The organism is Streptomyces sp. NPDC051315 (genome assembly GCF_044455165.1).
Lineage (GTDB): Bacteria > Actinomycetota > Actinomycetes > Streptomycetales > Streptomycetaceae > Streptomyces.
Map to the genome: position 1 here is coordinate 370,792 of NZ_JBITEN010000001.1, position 22,179 is coordinate 392,970.

The window sequence follows — 22,179 nt, forward strand, 5'->3', positions numbered from 1 at the left end:
GTTCAGGAATGTTCGACGATCGTGTCGGCGAGGACGGGCGCGTCGTCCCGTTCGACGGCGCTCACCGCCGCCCGCACCGCACCCTCCTGCCGCCACAGGCGCAGGCGCAGGGTCTCGCCGGGGTACACGACTCCGGCGAACCGGGTGGCGTACGACCGCACCCGGGTCACGTCCCCGTCGAGCAGCGTGTCGACGACGGCCTTGAGCGTGATGCCGTAGGTGCACAGGCCGTGCAGGACGGGCCGGTCGAAGCCGGCGAGCTTGGCGAACTCGGGGTCGGCGTGGAGCGGGTTCCAGTCCCCGGAGAGGCGGTAGAGCAGGGCCTGGTCCTCGCGGACGGGCCGTTCCAGCACCTTGTCGGGGTCGCCGGCCGGCGGTTCGGGCCGGGCCGTGGGGCCCCGGTCGCCGCCCCAGCCGCCTTCGCCCCGCACGAAGATCTGGGCGTCGTTGGTCCACAGCGGGCCGTCCGCGTCGGCGACCTCGGTGCGCATGACGAGGACGGCGGCCTTGCCCTTGTCGTACACGGCGGCGATCCGGCCGGTGGCGGTGGCGGTGCCCCCGACGGGGATCGGGCGGTACAGGGTCAGTGACTGGCCGCCGTGCAGGACGCGGGCGAGGTCGACGTCGACGCCGGGCATGGACAGTCCGCTGATCACGCCGGGCGAGCCGGAGCCGGCGACGGTGGCGAAGCTCGGCAGGACGTGCAGCCGGGACTCCAGGGTGTAGCGCAGTTCGTCGGGGTGGGTGGCGGGGACGCCCGCGCCGATGCCGAGGTGGTAGAGCAGGACGTCCTTGCGGTCCCAGGTGATCTCGCCGGTCCGGGGTTCGGCGGCGAGCGCCTTGGCTGCGTCGATGGGCATGGGGCTCCTGACGGTGGCGGTACACGGCGTAAGACCTCGGTACGGCCGTCCGCACCGTCGGCCGCACCGAGGTCGTCACGGGGCCGCGGAACCCGCTGTTCTAGAACGCGTTCCAGTGCGGCGAGACCTCTGTATAGCCCAGGGCCCGGCACTTGGGAAGACTCCTGACGGCTTGTCAGATCGTCGGCTCGGCATCCGCCCCGGACCGGCTGGGGATCGCACCGGCCCCACCGTAAGGTGATACGGGGTAAGGGCAACGGGGCTGCATGTGACGGCCGTTGAGCCCCGTCCGCACGGCGCGCCGAACGCGCCGTGTCCCCGTCGTCGCCTGGCGGCTTCGCAGGCGGCGCCCTTCGGCCGGCGGGGTGGGCGGGAGCGCGTCAGACCGGGTGCCCACCGGACCGGGTGCCCCTCGACGGGCCAGGCGGGCAGGTGCCCCCCGACCGGACCGGGCGGGCAGGCAGGGGTCCCTCGACCGGACCAAGCAGGCGGGCAGGAAGGGGCACTCCAGGCAGGTCCCCCCGACCGGACCGGGCGGGCACGGGCACCCCGGGCCGGGCGTCCCTCGGCAACGGCCGGATCAGGGCACCCCCCGGCCCCCGGCCGGCAGCCCTGCCTAGATGCCGGCGCCCGTGCGCCGGAGCACCCGCAGCGAGCCGGTGTCCGAGAGCTCCGTGAAGGCGCCGGAGGCCAGGGCGCGCAGGTAGACGCGGTAGGGGGCCTGGCCGGTGAACTCGTCGGCCGGGTCGGGGAAGACGTCGTGGATGACGAGGAGGCCGCCCTCGGCGAGATGCGGGGCCCAGCCCTCGTAGTCGGCGTTCGCGTGCTCGTCGGTGTGGCCGCCGTCGACGAAGACCAGGCCGAGCGGGGATCCCCAGACCTTCGCCACCTGGGGCGAGCGGCCGACCAGGGCGACGACGTGCTCCTCCAGACCCGCCCCGTGGAGCGTGCGGCGGAAGGTGGGCAGGGTGTCCATCAGGCCGGTCTCGGGGTCGACGGTCTCCGGGTCGTGGTACTCCCAGCCCGGCTGCTGCTCCTCACTGCCCCGGTGGTGGTCGACGGTGAGGGCGGTGACCCCGGCCTGCCGGGCGGCGTCGGCGAGCAGGACGGTGGAGCGCCCGCAGTAGGTGCCGACCTCGAGCAGCGGCAGTCCGAGCCGCCCCGCCTCGACGGCCGCCGCGTACAGCGCCAGCCCCTCGTCGGCGGGCATGAACCCCTTCGCGGCCTCGAACGCGGCCAGGATCTCGGGCTTGGGTGCCGCGGTCATGGGGTCTGCCTTTCCGGAAGGGGTCGTCCGTGCGTCTCGGCGCCCCATGCTGCCGTACCCCCTGGCGGGCACGGGACAGGGGGTACGGAGGACGGGGGGATGGACAGGGGGTACGGACGGCGGGTGCCGGCCGGGCGTGCCCGGGTGGACGGGAGCGCCGGCCGCGTCCCGGGTGGACGGGAGCGCCGGCGGTCACGGCGGAGCCAGTACGGCGGGACCGCCGGTCTCGTCCCCGTGGACGGGGGCGCCGGCGGTCACGGCCGAGTCAGTTCGGCGGGACCGCCGCGCCCCCTCCCTCAGGGCGCGGTGACCGTCTCGCCCGGCAGCGCCAGGTCCACGTCCACGGGGCGGTCGTCGCCCGTGTGGGTCGCGGCGGAGGCGAGCGGGCCGTGGCCGGCGGCCCGGGCGGCGAGGACGTAGGCGCCCTGGGCGGGGACGACGAGGGCGTAGCTGCCGTCCGCCGCGGACAGGGTGGCGCCGGCCTGGCGGCCGCGGGGGTCGATGAGGGTGACCCTGGCGCGGGCGACCGGGGCGCCGCCGGCGTCCAGGACCCGGCCGCGGAAGCCCCGCAGCGCCCGCTCGGCGCGCTCCAGGTTGGCGTCCTCCTCGCTGGAGGCGCGCAGCTGCGGTGCGCGGGCCGGGGTGCGGCCGGGCAGGAAGAGGGCCAGGAGCAGGCCCACGGCGACGGCGGCGGTGGCGATCAGGAAGGAGACGCGGAAGCCGTGCATGGTCGGGATCTCGACGCCACCGACCGTGTTCGCCGTGTTGGCCAGCACCATGCCGATGACGGCGCTGGAGACCGACGTGCCGATGGAGCGCATCAGCGTGTTTAGGCCGTTGGCGGCGCCGGTCTCGGAGGCGGGGACCGCGCCGACGATCAGCGCGGGCAGGGAGGAGTAGGCGAGGCCGATGCCGGCCCCGAGGACCACCGCGATGACGAGGCTCTGCCAGGCGGCGCTCATCAGGCCGAGGCCGGCGCCGTAGCCGATCGCGATGATCAGCAGGCCGAGGATCAGCGTGACCTTGGGGCCGTACTGGGCGGACAGCCGGGCGTAGACGGGCGCGGTGAACATCATCGTCAGGCCGAGCGGGGCCACGAGCAGGCCCGCGACGACCATCGACTGGCCGAGGCCGTAGCCGGTGCTCTTCGGCAGCTGGAGGAGCTGGGGCAGGACGAGGGAGACGACGTAGAAGCTGACGCCGACCATGATCGAGGCGAGGTTGGTGAGGAGGACCTCGCGGCGGGCGGTGGTGCGCAGGTCGACGAGCGGGGCCTTGAGGCGCAGTTCCATCACGCCCCACAGGAGGAGGACGACGGCCGAGGCGGCGAACAGGCCGAGCGTGGTGGCGGAGGTCCAGCCCCAGTCGCTGCCCTTGGTGATCGGCAGCAGGAAGAGGACGAGTCCGGCGGACAGGCCGAGCGCGCCGGGCAGGTCGAAGGAGCCCTCGGCGCGCGCCGGGGACTCGGGGACGACGAGCAGGGTGAGGGCGATGGCGAGGACGCCGAGGCCGGCGGCGCCGTAGAAGAGGGCGTGCCAGTCGGCGTGCTGGGCGACGAGGGCCGCGGCGGGCAGGGCGAGGCCGCCGCCGACGCCGATCGAGGAGCTCATCAGGGCCATGGCCGAGCCGAGCCGCTCGCGGGGCAGCATGTCGCGCATCAGGCCGATGCCGAGGGGGATCGCGCCCATCGCGAAGCCCTGGAGGGTACGGCCGGCGATCATGGGCAGCAGGGCGCTGGTGACCGCGCTGACGAGGGCGCCGACGACCATGACCGCGAGGCTCAGGATCAGCATGCGCCGCTTGCCGTACAGGTCGCCGAGGCGGCCCATGATCGGTGTGGCGACGGCTCCCGACAGCAGGGTGGAGGTCAGGACCCAGGTGGCGTTGCTGGGGGCGGTGTCCAGCAGGAGCGGCAGGTCCTTGATGACCGGGACGAGCAGGGTCTGCATCACCGCGACCACGATGCCCGCGAAGGCGAGCACCGGGACGACGGCGCCGCTCGCTCTGCGGGGGTCCGGGTCGGTCGGCGTGTGCGTCATGGAGTGGGGCCTCCGGGCCTGGGCTGGGTGGGTCTACGGGTCGCAAGGTGAGCCGTGCGGTACGTGCAGGCTGAACCGTGCGGTACGTGCAGAGTGAACCCCGTATGCATGAGCAACTATTCCGATGCTTTGGACCGCTAACGAATTCTTGACCTTCTCTTGGGACGGAACCCTGGGGAGGGACCCGGCGAGGCCCTCAGGGCGCGCCGGCCGGTAGGGGCGGTCCTCCTACGGCTTACGGCGGGAGGCGTACGCCGAAATCCCGATGCAAGGGTCGCGGCCGGGTTGAGACCATGACGCCCATGCCTGAAGCAGCCCCCGCGTCCCGCCGCGCCCCGTCCCCCGCCTGGCTCGTCGTGGCCCTCGCGTGTGCCGGGCAGTTCCTCGTCGTCCTCGACGTGTCCGTCGTCAATGTGGCGCTGCCGTCGATCCGGGCGGAGCTGGGGATGAGCGCGCCGGGACTGCAGTGGGTGGTGAACGCGTACGCCATCGCCTTCGCCGGGTTCATGCTGCTGGGCGGGCGGGCCGGTGACCTCTACGGGCGCAAGCGGATGTTCCTGATCGGGCTCGGCCTGTTCACGCTGGCCTCGCTGGCCGGCGGACTGGCGCAGGACGACTGGCAGCTGCTGCTCGCGCGGGCCGCGCAGGGGCTGGGCGGGGCGGTGCTGGCGCCCGCGACGCTGACGATCGTCACGGACGCCGTCCCGGAGGGTGCCGCGCGGGCCCGGGCGATCGCGACGTGGACGGCGGTCGGCGCGGGCGGCGGGGCCGCGGGCGGACTCGTGGGCGGGGTGCTGGTCGACCTGCTGTCCTGGCGCTGGGTGCTGCTGATCAACGTGCCGGTCGGCGCGGTCGTCCTGGCCGGCGCCCTGGCCCGGCTCCGTGAGGGCCGCGCGGGGACCGGCCGCCGCCTGGACCTGCCGGGCGCCCTGCTCGTCACGGCCGGACTGGCCACGCTGGCGTACGGCATCTCGCGGACGGAGACCGACGGCTGGACCGCGTCGGCGACGCTGGTGCCGCTGGCCGCCGGCCTCGCGCTCGTCGCGCTGTTCCTCGCCGTCGAGGCGCGCACCCCGGATCCGCTGATGCCCCTCGGGCTGCTGCGGCGGCGGGCGGTGTCCTCGGCGAACGTGGCGATGTTCGTGTGCGGGGCGTCGATGTTCGCCATGTGGTTCTTCATGACGCTGTACGCGCAGAACGTGCTCGGCTACAGCCCGCTGGAGGCCGGTCTGGCCCTGGTGCCCAGTTCCCTGGCCGTGGTCCTCGGCTCGAAGCTCGCGCCCCGCCTGATGCGGGCGGCCGGGGCACGCACCGTGGCGGCGCTGGGTGCGCTGGTGGCGGCGGCCGGGTTCGGCTGGCAGTCCACGATGAGCGCGGACGGCGACTACGTCACCGGGATCATGGTGCCGGGCGTGCTGATGATGGTGGGCGCGGGCCTGACGGCGACCCCGCTCGCCGCGCTCGCCACGTCGGACGCGGCGCCGGGCGAGGCCGGCCTGGTGTCCGCGCTGGTCAACACCTCCCGCACGATGGGCGGATCGCTGGGCCTCGCGGTGCTGTCGACGCTGGCGGCGGAACGCACGGCGGGACGCGGCACCCCCGAGGCGCTGACGGAGGGGTACGCGCTGGCGTTCCGTACGGGAGCGGGGGTGCTGCTCGCGGGGGCGGCGCTGATGCTGGTGTGGCTGCCCCGCAGGACGGCGCGTCCGACGGATTCCGGCACCTCCGCGACCGCCGGCGATCCGGCCGGGGCAACGGATTCCCGGACGTCCGTCCGATGAGGCGACACCCCTGACTGCTCACCGCCCCGCTCGGACCGTCGGGAGCACGGGCCGGTAGCGGCGACCCGGTCACACGCGCGGGCCGATCGCCGCGCCCCGACCACTCGAACCACCGGAAGCCCCGGCCGAACGCGGCAACCCGGCTCGTGGGCCCGGCGGCCCGTCATCCGGCCGGCCGCCGCTCCCGGGCCGCTCCCGCGGTCCCCGTTAGGGTGGCAGGCGTGTCGTACACAGGCCCCGAACTCGATCCCCCGCACCCCCGCCGCTCCCCGCTGCGCCGCACCCTCGCCGTGGCGCTCGCCGCGCTGGTGCCCGGTGCGCTGCTCGGGTGGCTGGCGTACGAGACGCTGGGCGGGTCGGGGGACGGCGGGCCCGACCCGGTGACGGGAGCGGCCTCGAGCGGTCAGGCCTCGCCCTCGGGCGCGACGGACGGCGACGAGAAGGGCGGCACCTCCGTGTCACCGTCCGCCACCTCGTCCGCCCCGGCCGGCGCGGGCGCCCTCCGGGGCAAGGTCGTCGTCATCGACCCGGGCCACAACCCCACCAACGTCGAGCACACCACCGAGATCAACCGCAAGGTCGACGTCGGCACCCACTGGAAGGAGTGCGACACCACCGGGACGGCCACCAACTCCGGTTACAGCGAGGCCGCTTTCACGCTGGACGTCGCGCACCGGCTGCGCACCCTGCTGCAACGGCAGGGCGCCACGGTGAAGTTGACGCAGGACGCGGACCGCCCCTACGGCCCCTGCGTGGACGAGCGCGCCCGCATCGGGAACGCCGCGCACGCCGACGCGGTCGTCTCCCTCCACGCCGACGGCTCCGGGGCCGGCAACCGCGGCTTCCATGTGATCCTGCCGGGCGAGGTGCACGAGGGCACCGCCGACACCCGTGCCATCGTGGCCCCTTCGCGGGAGCTCGGAAAGCTGATCGCGGGCGACTTCCAGCGCGTCACGGGCAGCGCGCCCTCCAACTACCTCGGCGACGGCAGCGGTCTCGTCACGCGTGAGGACCTGGGCGGTCTCAATCTGTCAACGGTTCCCAAGGTGTTCGTCGAGTGCGGCAACATGCGCGATACCAAGGACGCGGCGCTGCTGACCAGCGGTGCCTGGCGGCAGAAGGCGGCGCAGGGGATCTCTGAGGGAATCGTGAGTTTCCTGCGCGGGTAGTGATCAGCGGTCTGATCCCGGCGGACAGCCTGATCGTGCGGACGATAGTGTCGTCCCTACGATGAGGGGCCACCCCCGCGCTTCACACCCGGGCCTGACGGCGACATGGTGACAGCGACGCCTCTACCGATGCGTGTACCGATGACGAGACGACTGACGAAGGACCTGAAGTGAATATCCGCTCCCTCACTCGAGGCGACGGCGTGGTGATCGGAGCAGCGGTATTGCTGTTCATCGCGTCGTTCCTGGACACGTTCGACGGCTCCGGTGACGACGTCCCCAACGCCTGGGACAACCTCGGTCTCCTGATGAGCACGTACGTCGGCGGGATCATCGGGGCGGCCCTGATCGTCGTCGCCCGCGCGCTCCCGCAGCCGCGCAAGGTCGTCGGCCTCGACCTCGGTCAGCTCGGGGTCGCGCTGACCGTCTTCGCCGCGTGGACCGCGCTCTGGTCGATCATCGACCCGCTGGGCGCGTTCACGGACGCCTTCGAGGCGGCGGACATCGACACCGGTGCCGGTCTCATCCTGGGCCTGATCGCCGCCCTGCTGCTGGCCGCCGCCGCCATCGCCACCCCCCTGGTCCCGGCGCTCCAGGCCGCGCTGATCCCGGCCCCGAAGCCGCCGGCGCCGCAGCCCTACGGCGCCCAGCCGCCCGGTGGTTACGGCTACCCCGGCGCCCAGCAGCCGCCGTTCGGCGCCCAGCCGCAGCCGGGTCAGCCCGGTCAGCCGGCGTTCGGCGGCGGCCAGCCGGCCCCGGCGCCGCAGCCGCCGGCCGCGGACTTCTCGCCGTTCTGGTTCGCGGTGCCGGTGCCGCGCCCGCTGTACGCGGAGGACGGCGCGCCGATGCCGATCGCCGAACTGGCGCCGGGCACCTGGTACCTGGCCGTCGAACAGGGCGCCCAGGGTCTGGTCGCGCAGACCCAGGACGGCCGCCGCGGCGTCCTGCGGGACACCTCCGGCATCCAGCGCGGCTGAGCCCCTGGCCACCGCGGGCAGCTCACGGCCCCTCGCCCTTCCGGGCGGGGGGCCGCTGTCGTACAGTCGCCACCCTGATCTGACTCATCGTCAGGAGGCGTGCATGCGGCTCGGACTGGCGCTCGGCTACTGGGGGCGCGGCCCCTCCCCGGACCACGTGGAGCTGGCAGTGGAGGCGGAGCGGCTCGGCTACGACTCCGTGTGGACGGCCGAGTCGTGGGGGTCGGACGCCTTCACCCCGCTCACCTGGATCGCGGCGCGGACGTCAGCCATCGGGCTGGGGACGGCCGTCGCGCAGATGGCGGCGCGCTCACCGACCACGACCGCGATGCACGCGCTCACCCTGGACCACCTCTCCGGCGGGCGGGTGGCGCTGGGCCTCGGCCTGTCCGGCCCGCAGGTCGTGGAGGGCTGGTACGGCCGCCCGTTCCCGAGCTCGCCGCTGACCGCGACCCGGGAGTACGTCGACGTCGTACGGCAGGTGCTCGCGCGGCGCGGGCCGGTGGAGCTGGACGGACGGTTCCACGCCCACCCCTACCGGGGCCCGGACGCGACGGGACTCGGCAAACCCCTGAAGCCGATCACCCACCCCCTGCGCGCCGGTCTGCCGGTGCTGCTGGGGGCGGAGGGGCCGAGGAACGTGGCGCAGACGGTGCGGATCGCCGACGGCTGGCTGCCGCTGTACTGGTCACCGAGCCGCCCGGAGGCGTACGGGCCGGCGGTGACGGAGCTGCCGGAGGGCTTCCGGGTCGCCCCGATGGCCCAGGTGCGGGTCTGCGACGACGTCGCCGAGGGGCTGCTGCCGGTCAAGGCGATGCTCGGCTTCTACATCGGCGGCATGGGCCACGCCCGCCGCAACTTCCATGCCGACCTGATGGCACGCATGGGGTACGAGGAGGAGGCCCGGCGGATCCAGGACCTGTTCCTGGCCGGGCGCCGGGAGGAGGCCGTCAGGGCCGTCCCGGACGCCTTCGCCGACGAGATCTCCCTGGTCGGCCCGCGCGCACGGGTCGCAGAACGGCTGGAGCTGTGGCGCAGGGGCCCGGTGACGGACCTGCTGGCCCTGGCCCCCGACCCGCACACCCTGCGCGTGCTGGCGGAACTCAACACCTAGCGGGTCGCGCGCCCCGGCCGCCTCGCGGGTGCGTCCGCACCCGGGCGGCCGGCTGACCGGTGCCGTACGGGGCGCGCGGCACGACCTCTCCCTGCCCGGAAGGGCCAACTCACCGCGAGAACCGTGGAGGTGGCGTGTTCCGGGGGGTTTCATACCGAGGCGAACGGCAAGCCGCACAGTATGTCCACTCGATATCGCAACGGTGCGAATCAGGCCGGTACGGTCATCGCCGTGGTGGCCGACGTCATGGCACTCATCCTGGGCCTGTGGATCCTCATGTACCTGCTGGACGCCAACCGGGGCAACGACTTCGTGCAGTTCGTGCACGACACCGCCCGCTGGCTGGCGGGCTGGTCCCACGACCTGTTCACGTTCGACGAGGCGTGGGCCCGGGTGGTGGCGGGTTACGGTCTCGCCGCGGTGGTCTACCTGTTCGTGGGCCACGCGATCGCCAACCGCGTACACCGGCACTGAGCGTTCCGGCCGGTGTGCCGCACGCACCCCGCCAAGCGCGGACGGCACACCGGCCGGTGACCGCGGGCCTTCAGCGGCCGGCCGCGCCCGGGCGGCAAGGCCGCGTGTCCGGTACGGCCCCGCGCTGTCGGGGACGCTCAGCCACAGCAGTCCGGGTCGAGCCCCGTCGGCAGCAACTCGCCCCCGAACACCGCGCAGGTGGCCTCGTGGCCGCCCAGCGCGGCGACCGCCAGCAGCAGCGATCCGGCCGTCCACGTGGTCAGCTCGCGCGGCCAGATCGCCTCGTCCTCGAAGACGTACCCGGTCCAGTACAGGCCGGACTCCGGCTCGCGCAGGTGCTGGATCGACTGGAGGATCTCCAGCGCGCGGTCGGACTCGCCCATCGCCCACAGGGCCAGGGCGAGTTCGGCCGACTCACCGCCCGTCACCCAGGGGTTGGGCACCACGCACCGCACGCCCAGGCCCGGCACGACGAACCGCTCCCACGCCTCCTCGATCCGGGCCTTGGCCTCCACCCCGGTCAGCGCCCCGCCCAGGACCGGGTAGTACCAGTCCATCGAGTAGCGCCCCTTGTCCAGGAACCGCTCGGGATGCCGGCGTATCGCGTGCCGCAGCGCACCCGCCGCCAGCTCCCAGTCGGGCTGCGGCTCCTCACGCTGCTCGGCGATCGCCAGCGCGCAGCGCAACGCCTGGTGGATGGAGGAGGAACCGGTCAGCAGCGCGTCCTCGGTGGCGGTGCCGTCGTCGTCGCGGCGCCAGCCGATCTGCCCGCCCGGCTGCTGGAGCCGCAGCACGTACTCGACCGCCGCGTAGACGACCGGCCACATGCGGTCCAGGAACGTGTCGTCGCCGGTGGACAGGTAGTGGTGCCACACGCCCACGGCGATGTAGGCGACGAAGTTCGTCTCCCGGCCCCGGTCGGTGACGTCGGCGAAGTCGCCGTCGGCGTAGGCCGCGTACCACGACCCGTCCTCGTTCTGGTGCCGGGCGAGCCACGCGTACGCCCGCTCGGCGGCCTGGTGCTCGCCCGCCGCGTCCAAAGCCATCGCGGCCTCGGTGTGGTCCCACGGGTCGAGGTGGTGCCCCCGGAACCACGGGATCGCGCCGTCCTCCCGCTGCACGGCGAGGATGCCGCGGACGGTCGCGGCGGCCTGCTCTGCGGTGAGGACCCCGGGCAGGACGAGGTGTTCCGTCCGGGGGGTGGTCACGTGGCGTCCACCCGGGGCAGGTGCGGCTTGGTCGCGTAGACCACGAAGCTCTTGCCGATCAGCGGGTTCAGCGCCTGCTCGGCGACCCGGGTGGCCAGCGGCTTCTTCATGATGTCCCAGACCAGCAGCTTGTGGTACGCCCGCACCGGCAGCGCCTTGTCGTTGTCGACACCGAACGCGCACTTCAGCCACCAGTACGGCGAGTGCAGCGCGTGGGCGTGATGGCTGCCGTACGGCTTCAGCCCGGCTTCGCGGACCTTGGCGACGAGCTCGTCCGCCTTGTAGATGCGGATGTGGCCGCCCTCGACCTCGTGGTAGGCGTCGGACAGGGCCCAGCAGACCTTCTCGGGGCCGTAGCGCGGGACGGTGATCGCGATCCGGCCGCCCGGCTTCAGCACGCGGACCATCTCGGCGAGGACGCCCTTGTCGTCGGGGATGTGCTCCATCACCTCGGAGATGATCACGACGTCGAAGGACCCGTCGGGGAAGGGCAGCGCGAGGGCGTCGCCCTCCATCGCGGTCGCGGTGGCGCCCTCGGGGGCCTCCCCCGCCTCCTTCATCGCCGCGAACCACTTGGCGACCTCGCGGATCTCCTCACCGTTCTGGTCCAGGGCCACGACCTGCGCGCCACGCCGGTAACACTCGAAGGCGTGCCGGCCGGCCCCGCAGCCGAGGTCCAGGACACGGTCGCCCGGGGCGAGCGGGAACCGGGAGAAGTCGACGGTCAGCACGTGGCCCTGCTTTCGCGATCGGATGCATCTGATGGGACGTCAACGGCTTCGGGGGCGGCCGCGCGGCGGGCGGCCGGCACCGCGGCGGACCGCGGACGCCCGCCGCCGGCCCGTTCGATGGCCTCCCGGTACCGGGCCACGGTCCCCTCGGCGGCCCGCGCCCAGGTGAACCGCTCCAGCACCCGCTGCCGCCCGGCCGCGCCGAGGCGGGCCCGCAGCGCGGGGTCGCCCAGCAGCCGGCTCAGCCCGGCGGCCAGGGCACCGGAGTCGCCCGGCGCGACCGCCAGGCAGGTCTCCCCGTCGCGCCCGGCGACCTCGGGGATGGCCCCGCCGGTGGTGGCGACGAGCGGTGTCCCGGTGGCCATGGCCTCGGCGGCCGGCAGCGAGAAGCCCTCGTACAGTGACGGCACGCAGGCGACCTCCGCCGAGCGCACCAGGTCGACCAGTTCGGCGTCGGAGATGCCCTTGACGAACTCGACGGCGCCCTCGAGTCCGTAGCGCTCGACGGCCTGGGCGACGGGCCCCTCCTGGGGCCGCTTGCCGACGACGACGAGGTGGGCGTCCGGGTGCTCGGTGCGGACCTTCGCCAGCGCCTCGACGAGGAAGACCAGCCCCTTGAGCGGCACGTCCGCGCTGGACGTCGTCACGATCCGGCCCGGTATGACGGGCACCGACGGGTCGGGCGAGAACAGGTCGGTGTCGGCGCCGATGTGGACGACGTGGATGCGGTCCTGGCGGACGCCGAGGTGGTCGACGATCTCCTGGCGGGAGGTGCCGGAGACGGTGAGCACGGACGGCAGCCGGCGCGCGACGCGCTTCTGCATGCGGGTGAACGCGTACCAGCGGCGGACGGAGTACCGCCGCTGCCAGCCCTCGGCGGCGTCGAGCTCCAACTGCCGGTCGACGGTGATGGGGTGGTGGATCGTGGTGACCAGCGGGGCGCCCACGTCGCCCAGCAGCCCGTATCCCAGGGTCTGGTTGTCGTGCACGACGTCGAACCGGCCGCGCCGGGCGCGCAGATGCCGGCGGGCCCGCAGCGAGAACGTCAGCGGCTCGGGGAAGCCGCCGGTCCACATCGTCGCGACCTCCAGCGCGTCGATCCAGTCGCGGTACTCGCCGCGCCCCGGGGTGCGGAAGGGGTCGGGCTGGCGGTAGAGGTCGAGGCTGGGCAGCTCGGTGAGGGAGAGGCGGGCGTCGAGGTCGCCGCCGAGATCGTCGAGGACGGGGTACGGCTGGGAGCCGATGACCTCGACGCGATGGCCGAGGCGGACGAGTTCGCGCGAGAGATGCCGTACGTAGACGCCCTGGCCGCCGCAGAACGGGTTTCCCTTGTAGGTGAGGAGCGCTATGTCGAGCGGTCGCCCGCCGTCCGCGGCGGGAGCCTGACCGGGCCCCGCCTGACTGGCCTCAGCGGTCACTCCGGGCCCCCTTCTGCCTGCACTGTCCCGCGAGATTACGACGGGACGCTAATCTAGAACAAGTTTCAGACTTGATCGTTCGGGAGGCTCTGAATCTACCGGCAGGTAAGGACGCTGTGAGCAGTGGATCAGGTGATTCACGCCACGACCGGACGTCCTGTTCCGCGGTGTGATCGCAAGCCCTCACCGACTGTCACGGAACGGGACCCATGCCTGCGGAAGCCAAGGGGGACAAGGTGGAAGCCAGTACCGTGCGCCCGGCCTCCCCGCCTCTCACCGAGCGGCAGGAGGCCCGCCGCCGCCGCATCCTGCACGCGAGCGCGCAGCTGGCCAGCCGGGGCGGGTTCGACGCGGTCCAGATGAGGGAGGTCGCCGAGTCCTCCCAGGTCGCCCTGGGCACCCTCTACCGCTACTTCCCCTCCAAGGTGCACCTGCTGGTCGCCACGATGCAGGACCAGCTGGAGCACATGCACGGCACGCTGAGGAAGAAGCCCCCGGCGGGCGAGACCCCGGCGGAGCGCGTGGCGGAGACCCTGATGCGCGCCTTCCGCGCCCTCCAGCGCGAGCCCCACCTGGCCGACGCGATGGTCCGCGCCCTCACCTTCGCCGACCGCAGTGTCTCCCCCGAGGTCGACCAGGTCTCCCGCCAGACGACGGCGATCATCCTCGACGCGATGGGCCTCGCCGATCCCACCCCCGAACAGCTCTCGGCGGTCCGGGTCATCGAGCACACCTGGCACTCGGCCCTCATCACCTGGCTCTCGGGCCGCGCCTCCATCGCCCAGGTGCGGATCGACATCGAGACGGTGTGCCGGTTGATCGACGTGACGGATCCGGGCGCCGGCCACGCGGCCGGCACCCGGACCTGACCGATCCGGGACCACGGGACCGGCGCCCTGGCCTGACCGGTCCGGGTCCGTCGGGCAACGGCCCACGGCCGGTTGCGACTTCGGCTGAATTCCGGCAGAACACGCAGGTCAGGCCGTACGCTTCGGGGGAATTCGCCGAACCGCACCGAAGGGGTCGGGAGTTGGCCGCACCACCCGCGGGTCCCGTCGCGGACTTCTGCGCCGAACTGAACCGCCTGGTACGCGCGTGCCGTGTGTCGCAGCAGGAGATAGCCGGAGCGCTCGGCCTGAGGAGCACCAGCTCGGTCTCCGAGCTGCTCAACGGGCGGCGGCGGACCCCGCCGGAGTGGGACACCGTGCGGCGGATCGTCGACCTGTGCGCCGAGCGCAACGGAACGGCACCGCCACCGCCCGGGATGAGCCTGGACGCCCGCTGGTGGCGGTTCCGGCACGCCGAGCTGGAGCGGACGGCCGACGCGGCGCACGACCGGGCCGAGCGGTGGCCCGCGCCGGCGGCCCCCGCTCCCGTCCCGACGCTCGACACGGCCGACTGCGCCGCCATGGGCGTCGAGGACGCCGTGGGCCTGCTGGCCGAGGGCCGCATGAAGTGGACGGTCGCCATGGACACCCTGATGAACCCGCCTCTGGGCGAGCGCGACGAGCAGCGTGTCCTGGACTACCTGCTGGAACGCTTCCCAGAGCGGGTGCGCGCCGCCCACGGCCTCGCGCGCGCCGCCCTGATCCAGGCGGCGCGCGTGGCGCTGGTCGCGGCGGCGGTGGTCCGGCACACGTCGAGCCGTGAAGAGACCGCGCGACTCATCCAGGACCTGGCGCACGGTACGCACACCCCCTACGGGTCGCCGCTGGCGGAGCACCGCGTCGACGACGGTCCGGCGGCTCGGCTCACCGACGAGTACGTGCGGCTGGCCACCCCGCTGGCCGCCGCCTGCCCCGAGTTCGCCCTGGTGGCGGGTCTGCCCGGCGGCGTGCCGCAGGACGGTCCGGCCGGCGCCGGCCTGGCCGGCCTCGCGGACCTCCTGGCGGAGTTCGACGTCCGGGCCGGACGCCCGGCGTCCGGCGGAGCACTGCTGCGCGGCCCGATCGCATCCCTGGACTCGCCCGGTCCGCGGCTGCCCAGTCTCGCGGAGGGCTACGTGACGCCCCGCTTCCGGCTGGCCGGCGCGTCCCGGACCGCGTCGGCCGCGATCGCCTCCGACAAGTGGTGGGAGGAGCAGCCGGTGTACGACCGCATCGAACGGTTCCTCGCCGCCCACCTCCTGGGCCTGCCCGCCCTCCTGGCACCCCTCGTCGTGCTCGGGCATCCGGGGGCCGGCAAGTCCCTGCTCACGAAACTGCTGACGGCCCGGCTGCCGGCCGGTGAGTTCCGCCCGCTGCGGGTGGAGTTGCGGCACACCCCGGCGGAGGCGGACGTGCAGCGGCAACTGGAACACGCTCTGCACCGGGTGACGGGACGGGAGGTGAGCTGGCCGGACTGGTCGGAGGAGGAGTCCGGCCCCGTCCCCGTGGTCCTGCTGGACGGCTTCGACGAACTGCTCCAGGCGGGCGCCCAACGGCTGGGTCCGGCCGGGCCGTGGAGCTATCTGCAGAAGGTCCGGGTCTTCCAGGAACGGGAGGCGCGGCTCGGCCGCCCGCTCATCGTGATCGTGACCAGCCGCACGGTGGTCGCCGACCGTGCGGACATCCCGCCGAGCAGCCCGGTGGTGCGTCTGGAGCCCTTCGACGCCCCGGAGATCGAACGCTGGCTCACCGTCTGGAACGCCACGAACACGGGCTACTTCGACCGGCAGGGCCTGAGACCGCTCACCCCGGAGGTGGTCCTCCCCCACCGGGAGCTGGCGGCCCAGCCCCTGCTGCTGCTCATGCTGGCGCTGTACGACGCCGCGGACAACGCGCTGCACGGCATGCGGGAGGAGAACATCAGCCGGACCCAGCTGTACGACCGGCTGCTCAGGGAGTTCGTCCGCCGCCAGGTCGAGAAGGACGGCCCGCTTCCCCCTGCCGAGGCGGCCGCCGCCGTCGAGAGCGAGCTGCACCGCCTGTCCGTGATCGCCCTCTCCATGTTCCACCGCGGCGCACAGGCCATCAACGGTGAGGAGGCCGACCGGGACCTGCGGGCGCTCGGCGCCTCGCCGCCGTGCGCGGCGGAGGACGGCTCGGGGCTGCTCTTCGGCCGCTTCTTCTTCGTTCACGAGGCACAGGCCGTCGTCACGGAGGAACGGCTGCGCAGCTACGAGTTCATGCACGCGACCTTCGGCGAGCATCTGGCCACGCGTCTGATCGAGGCGGCGCTCCGGCGCCTGGCCGACACCGTGGCCGCCGACCGCCGCGCCGCCCTGGACGACGGCGAGCTGTACGCCCTGTTGTCCTTCGCCCCGCTCACCGACCGGGCGCAGCTCGTGCAGAACCTGCGGGACATGCTCGCCACCTGGCCGGAGCACCGCACGCGCACCGACCTGGTGCCCGCGCTCGTCGACCTGTTTCGCGCCGCCGCGTGGGGCACCGAGCACCGCTCCGCGGTCGGCTACGCCCCGGTCCGGCTGCGGCGGGCGTACCGGGAGGCGGTGTACGAGGTGAACCTGGTGCTGGTCGTGGTGCTGGCGGTGGGTGAGGCGTACGCCTCGGAGCTGATGGGGCACGACGACGGCGGCACGGTCGCCGGCTGGCGGCGGCACGCCCTGGGGTGGAAGGGGCAGTTGTCCGCCGAGTCGTGGGCCGCGCTGGCGTCCACCCTCACCCTCGAACGCTGCTGGCGCGGCGGGCAGCCGGATCTGCGCCTCACGACGCGTGGGACGCCGCTCGCGCACCATGAGCTCGGCTGGTCACGGGGGATGTTCTCGCCCGAGGCCGGCCGGCCCCTGCCGGGCCGGCTGGAGGAGCGGCTCTCCCACACGGGCGTCTCGGACCTCGTCAGGCGGGTCTCGTTCCCGGGCGATCCGGACACCGAGCTGCTGCTGCACGTGGTCCACCCCCTGCTCCTGCAGATGCCGAGCGCCTTCGCGGTCCTGAGCGACAGCCCGGTCCGGTCGGCCGCGCAGCCGCTCGTCTCCCTGCTGACGCGTGACCTGGACAGCAGCCCCGGGGCGCTGCGCGATCTGTACACGGCGTGCCTGGAGCATGCCGAGGTGCTGGCACCGGAGGAGCGCGGGCCCTATGTGGAGACCGTGCTGCGTCACCTGGTCCATGACGTCCCCGCGCTCCCCGACACGGCCCTCGCGTCCGTCCTGTCCCGCCTGTACGACGCGTTCATGAGCGGTGGGCTGCCCCTCACCCCCGCGTTGGAGGGGCCGTTCCTGGACTGCTTCCGGCACGCTCAGGAGCGCGGGAGCCTTCATCTGAACGCCCCGCTGGGCGCCCTGCACACGCTGATGAGCGAGGACGACACCCCCCTGCGGAACCTCCTGCGCGTGACCCGTCTGAGTCACTCCACCCGCGCCTGGCAATGGGCGGGCTCCCTGCGCGGCAAGACGGCCGCCCGTCACTTCGACGACCTGCTCGCCGCCCTCGACCTCCGGGAGGTCGCCGCCGAGCACCCCTCCGCCGTCGTCGGCCTGCTCCGCCTCGCCGCGGAACTCGGCCTCGACGACTGGCTGGCCGCCCGCACCGCGGAGATCCTCGAGGCGCTTCCCGCCGAGGCCTTCGGCCTGCTCCGCCCCTCCGACCTGCCCCACCTGCGCGCGGCCGTGCCGAGGGGCGCGTACGCCGACGAGTTCGAGGCGGTGGAGTGGACCTGGCGCGGCCCGGAACCGTCGGCGCTCTGAGGCGGTGACGGACGCGATCACCGACGGAGAACGAGGGCAACCGCGCAGGACGCGGACACCGGCGGATGACGCGGACACCGCGGAGGACACGAGCACCGCGACGGATCGGGACGCGGGCAACGCAAAGGACCTACGAGACGGGTTCCCTTCGCCGGTATTACCCGGATCAGGTACTGGGGGTCGCCTTCCGGCCCGACTACTGCCTTCCGGCCTCTCAGCCCGACCGTCGACGTCGGCTGCCGGCGGATGCCGTGACCTTCGCCACGGCGTCGCGCCGAAGTCGGCTACTCCGGTCGAACTCCCTCACTCGTCCCGTAGGCCAATACCAGAATAGAACGCCACAAGTCGGACACAACCCCCTGGCGGGAAGATTTTTTCGATTCGTTCGTTCCCGGTCCGGTGGGCCCGCGGCGGCTCATCCCACCGTCACCAGCCCACTCCGGCTCCGCCCCGTCGAGGTCTCGCCGGCCCACCGCTCCAGCAGGCGCCCGGCCTCGTCCTCGGGTGCGGCCAGGGAGATCCGCCGGGTGCCGGCGTGCACCGAGCGTTCCTGTTCGAGGGTGCCCTCGCTGCAGCACGTGCACAGCGGCTCCAGGCCGCTCGCCGGCTCGGCCCCGCAGTCGTGCCCGGTGAAGAGGTCCAGCAGGGCCGCCACGTCGGCCGGCGTGCCCGCGTCCACCGTCACCTCCAGGGTCGGCAGCTCGGACGCCTCGAACAGCAGCAGCTCGTCGAAGACGGGGTGGGCCGTCCGTCGACGATGCGCTCGCCCTGGGGTTCCCCGTCGTGCACGACGATCTCGCCGAACCGCCGTCCGCCGGTCATGGGCACGCTCAGCACCCGCCCGCGCGTCGGGCACAGCCGGTCGAATCCACACGACCTCGCGCTCACCGCCGGTGTCGAGGCGCACGCAGGCGAGTCCGAGCCGGGCGACGATCCATCCCCCGCGTCGTACCACCACTCGGCGCTGCGCTCGCCGTCCGGGAAGTGGGCGAGCAACGCGCTCGAAGCGGTCGGCCGCGGTCGGCCAGTCCTCTGCGCCCCGGGCCTCGTACGCCTGCTCGATCACCTGCTGGGCCTCGGACTCGTGCACGTCTTCCCCTGCCTCGGTCTGCCGTTCGGCGACCGCAGGAGCGTAAGCCCTACTCCTCCGGCGGGAACACCGCCTCCCCGCTCCCCGCCAGCGTGATGGCGATCGCCTCGACCGGGCAGCTCTCCGCCGCCGCCAGCACCCGCTCGTTGGCGTCCGTGTCGGGGTCCAGCGGGCGGGACTGGCGGGCCGTGTCCAGGCGGAACCCGTGCGGCGCGTGGTGGACGCACTGGGCGGAGCCGATGCACAGGGAGCGGTCGACCTCGACGTGCCAGCGGTCGCCCACGGCGTCCGTCACCCCTCCCAGCCGGCCGGCAGGTGGATCATCTTGTGCTCGAGGTACTCGCCGTGGCCCTCGGGGCCGAACTCCCGGCCGAGACCGGAGTTCTTGTAGCCGCCGAACGGGCCGAGCATGTCGAGGCTGAAGGTGTTCACCGAGTAGGTGCCGGTACGGACCCGGCGGGCGACCTCGACGCCGTGCTCGACGTCCGCCGTCCACACGCTGCCGCTGAGCCCGTAGTCGGAGTCGTTGGCGATCTTCAGGGCCTCGGACTCGTCGCCGTAGGGGAGGAGGCAGATCACCGGGCCGAAGATCTCCTCGCGGGCGATCCGCATGGAGTTGTCGACGTCGCCGAAGAGGGTCGGCTCGACGTACCAGCCGCGCTCCGGCCCCGGCGGGCGGCCGCCGCCGGCGAGGACCTTCGCGCCCTCCTCCTGGCCGATGCGGATGTAGTCGAGGGCGCGCTGCTGCTGGCGCCGTGCGACGAGCGGGCCGACCTGGGTCGCCGGGTCGAGCGGGTCGCCGACGACCAGCGCGCTCGCCGCCGCCGCGAAGGCGTCCGCGAACTCGGCGTAGCGGGAGCGGGGCAGCAGGATGCGGGTCTGGGCGACGCACGCCTGCCCGTTGTTCATCCAGGCCGCCGGGACGATCCCGGCCACCGCCGTGGCGACGTCCGCGTCCGGCAGGACGACCGCCGCGGACTTCCCGCCGAGTTCCAGGGTGACGCGGGTGAGGTTGCGGGCGGCGACCTCCATCACGCGCTTGCCGGCCGCCACCGATCCGGTGAAGGAGACCTTGTCGACGCCGGGGTGTCCGACCAGGTACTCGCTGACCTCCCGGTCCGCCGGGAGGATCGACAGCACGCCCTCCGGCAGGCCGGCCTCCCGCGCGATGTCCGCCAGGATGTACGCGTCCAGCGGCGACTCCGGCGACGGCTTCAGCACCACCGTGCAGCCGGTGAGCAGCGCCGGCGCGAGCTTGGCGGCGGCCACGAACTGCGGGACGTTCCAGGGGGCCACGGCGGCCACGACCCCGACCGGCTCGCGCCGCACGAGGATCTTCCCCAGGACGCCGTCGCGCCGCTCCTCGTAGGGGAAGTCCCGGGCGACGGTGATCGCCGCGTCCCACACCATCATCGCGCCGAGCGCCTGGGCGAGGACGCTCCAGGAGTAGGGGGAGCCGTTCTCGGAGGAGATCACCCGGGCGATCTCCTCGTGGCGGGCGGCGATCCCGTCCTTGATCCGGGTGGCGACCGCGATCCGCTCGCCGAGGGACAACCGGGGCCAGGGCCCCTCGTCGAAGGCCCGGCGAGCGGCGGCGACCGCCCGGTCCACGTCCGCCGGCGAGGCGTGCGGCACGCGCCCGACGACCTCCTCGGTGTGCGGCGAGACGACCTCGATGACGTCCTTGCCCAGGGGGTCGGTCAACTCCCCGCCGATGAACAGCTGCCGGTGTTCCACGAGCTCGGTCATGGGGTCCGCCTCCCGAGGGTGCCCAGGCCCACCGGGCACCGTTTCTGACGGTGTTTCAGAAACTGATACCAGTTCTGGTTATAGTGGGCAATGGCCGTGGGACGGAGGGCAGATGACGAGCAGCCCGCACGCAAAGCCCGTGACCCCGACGACGTACGACCACGGTGGGGGTGTGCGCTCGCTCCGGGTCCCCATCCCGGACAACCCCCTCGGTCACACCCTCGTCCACGTCGTCGACACCGACCGGGGACCGGTCCTCGTCGACACCGGCTGGGACGACCCCGCCTCCTGGGACGCGCTCACCGCCGGACTGACCGCCTGCGGCACCTCGGTCACCGAGCTGTACGGCGTCCTCGTCACCCACCACCACCCCGACCACCACGGCCTGTCGGGCAGGGTGCGGGAGGCCTCCGGGGCGTGGGTGGCGATGCACGCGGCGGACGGCGCGATCGTCCGGCGGGCGCGTGCCACCCGGCCCGAGCGCTGGTACGCGTACATGGCGGACAAGCTGATGGCCGCCGGCGCCCCCGAGGAGCACGTGGCGCGCCTGCGCACCGCCCGCCGCCGCACCCTGCCCGGCCTCTCCCCCGCCCTGCCCGACCGCGAGATCGTCCCGGGCGAACTCCTCGACCTCCCCGGCCGCCGTCTGCGCGCGATCTGGACCCCCGGGCACACCCCGGGCCACGTCTGCCTGCACCTGGAGGAGGACCATCCGGCCGGACTGCCGGGCCGGGGGCGGCTGTTCTCCGGCGACCACCTCCTCCCCGAGATCTCCCCGCACATCGGCCTGTACGAGGACCCCGACGACGACGGGGGCGCCCACGGGCGAGCGGAGCCGAACGCCGGGGACGTCACCGACCCCCTCGGCGACTACCTCGACTCCCTCGAACGCGTCGGGCGCCTCGCCCCCGCCGAGATCCTCCCCGCCCACCAGCACGCCTTCACCGACGCCCCGACCCGCGTACGGGAGTTGCTCGCCCACCACGAGGACCGCCTCACCGGCCTCCTCACCCTCCTCGCCGAACCCCTCACCCCCTGGCAGCTCGCCGAACGCATGGAGTGGAACCGGCCCTGGGAGCAGATCCCCTACGGGTCGAGGAACATCGCCGTCTCGGAGGCCGAGGCGCATCTGCGGCGGCTGGTACGACTGGGGCGGGCCGAGCCGGTGGCGGGGAGCGAGCCGGTGACGTACCTGGCGGTGTGAGCGGACGGCGCGGCGCCATGGACGGAGGCCGCCCTGCCGTGGGCCCGCCGGCCGCCGTCCCTCGGCGGCCGCGTCGCCCCATCCCGCACGGCCGCGTCGTCCCACCTCTCATGGTCGCGGCACGGCCCCCATGCCGCGCCGTCCCCTCACGGTCGCGGCACGGCCCCCACGCCTCCTCGATCACGTACCCGTCGGCCGTACGGCCCGAGCCGAGCAGGTGGCCCGGCTCCCTCCCCGGAAGGGTCGCGGCCCGGAACCACCCGGCCGTCCGCAGCCCCACAGGCACCTCTCGGGGCTTCCCCTACGGGCGAGTAGAGTGGCCGGGTCGTCATCACACCCGTACGGGGGGAAGCCGGTGCAAATCCGGCGCTGACCCGCAACCGTGAGCCACGCCGAGTGGCCAGCCGGACTGCCCCGGACGGGACCGTGACCGGCTCACGTGCGCCGGCAGCCCGCCGTCGCACGGCACCG

The 22,179-nt window shown here is 73.7% G+C and carries 17 protein-coding genes and 1 riboswitch; of the genes, 8 read left to right on the forward strand and 9 right to left on the reverse strand.

What is annotated here, in order from left to right; all coding sequences use genetic code 11:
- Positions 1-2: 2 nt before the first annotated feature.
- From ACIBBD_RS01580 to ACIBBD_RS01590, 3 genes are all read right to left on the reverse strand, one after another.
- On the reverse strand, positions 3-860 hold the full coding sequence (locus tag ACIBBD_RS01580; RefSeq protein ID WP_399417229.1) for a MaoC/PaaZ C-terminal domain-containing protein: 858 nt from the start codon (positions 858-860) through the stop codon (positions 3-5).
- Positions 861-1,476: 616 nt separating this feature from the next.
- Complete coding sequence (locus ACIBBD_RS01585; RefSeq protein ID WP_399417230.1) at positions 1,477-2,127, reverse strand: class I SAM-dependent methyltransferase; 651 nt, start codon at positions 2,125-2,127, stop codon at positions 1,477-1,479.
- A gap of 296 nt (positions 2,128-2,423) precedes the next feature.
- Positions 2,424-4,166 carry an MFS transporter gene (locus ACIBBD_RS01590; RefSeq protein WP_399417231.1) on the reverse strand — a complete coding sequence of 581 codons (1,743 nt, stop codon included), beginning with the start codon at positions 4,164-4,166 and terminating at the stop codon, positions 2,424-2,426.
- Positions 4,167-4,459: 293 nt separating this feature from the next.
- On the opposite strand from ACIBBD_RS01590, the gene ACIBBD_RS01595 reads away from it, so the two are divergent.
- From ACIBBD_RS01595 to ACIBBD_RS01615, 5 genes are all read left to right on the forward strand, one after another.
- On the forward strand, positions 4,460-5,947 hold the full coding sequence (locus ACIBBD_RS01595) for an MFS transporter (RefSeq protein WP_399417232.1): 1,488 nt from the start codon (positions 4,460-4,462) through the stop codon (positions 5,945-5,947).
- Positions 5,948-6,168: 221 nt separating this feature from the next.
- Positions 6,169-7,116, forward strand: a complete 948-nt coding sequence (locus ACIBBD_RS01600) for an N-acetylmuramoyl-L-alanine amidase (protein ID WP_399417234.1) — start codon at positions 6,169-6,171, stop codon at positions 7,114-7,116.
- Between the two features lie 170 nt (positions 7,117-7,286).
- A complete protein-coding gene (locus ACIBBD_RS01605; RefSeq protein ID WP_399417235.1) occupies positions 7,287-8,093 on the forward strand; it encodes a hypothetical protein in 807 nt (268 codons plus the stop codon).
- Between the two features lie 103 nt (positions 8,094-8,196).
- Positions 8,197-9,207: an LLM class F420-dependent oxidoreductase gene (locus ACIBBD_RS01610; protein WP_399417236.1), complete on the forward strand. Its 1,011-nt coding sequence runs from the start codon at positions 8,197-8,199 to the stop codon at positions 9,205-9,207.
- Between the two features lie 180 nt (positions 9,208-9,387).
- Positions 9,388-9,681, forward strand: coding sequence for a hypothetical protein (locus ACIBBD_RS01615; RefSeq protein WP_399417237.1), 294 nt, complete (start codon positions 9,388-9,390; stop codon positions 9,679-9,681).
- A gap of 137 nt (positions 9,682-9,818) precedes the next feature.
- On the opposite strand, the gene ACIBBD_RS01620 is transcribed toward ACIBBD_RS01615, so the two are convergent.
- The 3 genes from ACIBBD_RS01620 to ACIBBD_RS01630 are packed head-to-tail and all read right to left on the reverse strand — an operon-like array spanning position 9,819 to position 13,038.
- Positions 9,819-10,889, reverse strand: a complete 1,071-nt coding sequence (locus tag ACIBBD_RS01620; RefSeq protein WP_399417238.1) for a prenyltransferase/squalene oxidase repeat-containing protein — start codon at positions 10,887-10,889, stop codon at positions 9,819-9,821.
- Positions 10,886-11,620, reverse strand: a complete 735-nt coding sequence (locus ACIBBD_RS01625) for a class I SAM-dependent methyltransferase (RefSeq protein WP_399417239.1) — start codon at positions 11,618-11,620, stop codon at positions 10,886-10,888. The genes ACIBBD_RS01620 and ACIBBD_RS01625 overlap by 4 nt, the downstream gene beginning before the upstream one ends.
- The gene (locus ACIBBD_RS01630; RefSeq protein ID WP_399417240.1) at positions 11,614-13,038 is read right to left on the reverse strand and encodes a glycosyltransferase family 4 protein; all 1,425 of its coding nucleotides are present in this window, start codon (positions 13,036-13,038) and stop codon (positions 11,614-11,616) included. Before ACIBBD_RS01630 ends, ACIBBD_RS01625 begins: the two co-directional genes overlap by 7 nt.
- A gap of 209 nt (positions 13,039-13,247) precedes the next feature.
- Between ACIBBD_RS01630 and ACIBBD_RS01635 the strand changes: the two genes are divergently transcribed.
- Both ACIBBD_RS01635 and ACIBBD_RS01640 read left to right on the forward strand, forming a co-directional pair.
- On the forward strand, positions 13,248-13,907 hold the full coding sequence (locus ACIBBD_RS01635) for a TetR family transcriptional regulator (RefSeq protein ID WP_399417241.1): 660 nt from the start codon (positions 13,248-13,250) through the stop codon (positions 13,905-13,907).
- 161 nt (positions 13,908-14,068) lie between these two features.
- Positions 14,069-17,665, forward strand: coding sequence for an NACHT domain-containing protein (locus ACIBBD_RS01640; protein ID WP_399417242.1), 3,597 nt, complete (start codon positions 14,069-14,071; stop codon positions 17,663-17,665).
- 415 nt (positions 17,666-18,080) lie between these two features.
- Here ACIBBD_RS01640 and ACIBBD_RS01645 read toward each other — a convergent pair whose 3' ends face one another.
- Genes ACIBBD_RS01645 through ACIBBD_RS01655 form a run of 3 tightly spaced genes read right to left on the reverse strand, consistent with a single transcriptional unit; the run spans position 18,081 to position 20,504 of the window.
- The gene (locus tag ACIBBD_RS01645) at positions 18,081-18,755 is read right to left on the reverse strand and encodes a hypothetical protein (RefSeq protein ID WP_399417243.1); all 675 of its coding nucleotides are present in this window, start codon (positions 18,753-18,755) and stop codon (positions 18,081-18,083) included.
- Between the two features lie 49 nt (positions 18,756-18,804).
- Positions 18,805-19,038, reverse strand: a complete 234-nt coding sequence (locus ACIBBD_RS01650) for a ferredoxin (RefSeq protein WP_399417569.1) — start codon at positions 19,036-19,038, stop codon at positions 18,805-18,807.
- Between the two features lie 8 nt (positions 19,039-19,046).
- The gene (locus ACIBBD_RS01655) at positions 19,047-20,504 is read right to left on the reverse strand and encodes an aldehyde dehydrogenase (protein ID WP_399417244.1); all 1,458 of its coding nucleotides are present in this window, start codon (positions 20,502-20,504) and stop codon (positions 19,047-19,049) included.
- A gap of 112 nt (positions 20,505-20,616) precedes the next feature.
- On the opposite strand from ACIBBD_RS01655, the gene ACIBBD_RS01660 reads away from it, so the two are divergent.
- Complete coding sequence (locus tag ACIBBD_RS01660) at positions 20,617-21,708, forward strand: MBL fold metallo-hydrolase (RefSeq protein ID WP_399417245.1); 1,092 nt, start codon at positions 20,617-20,619, stop codon at positions 21,706-21,708.
- A 345-nt stretch (positions 21,709-22,053) separates the two neighbouring features.
- Positions 22,054-22,123, forward strand: a riboswitch (cobalamin riboswitch).
- Positions 22,124-22,179 lie beyond the last annotated feature (56 nt).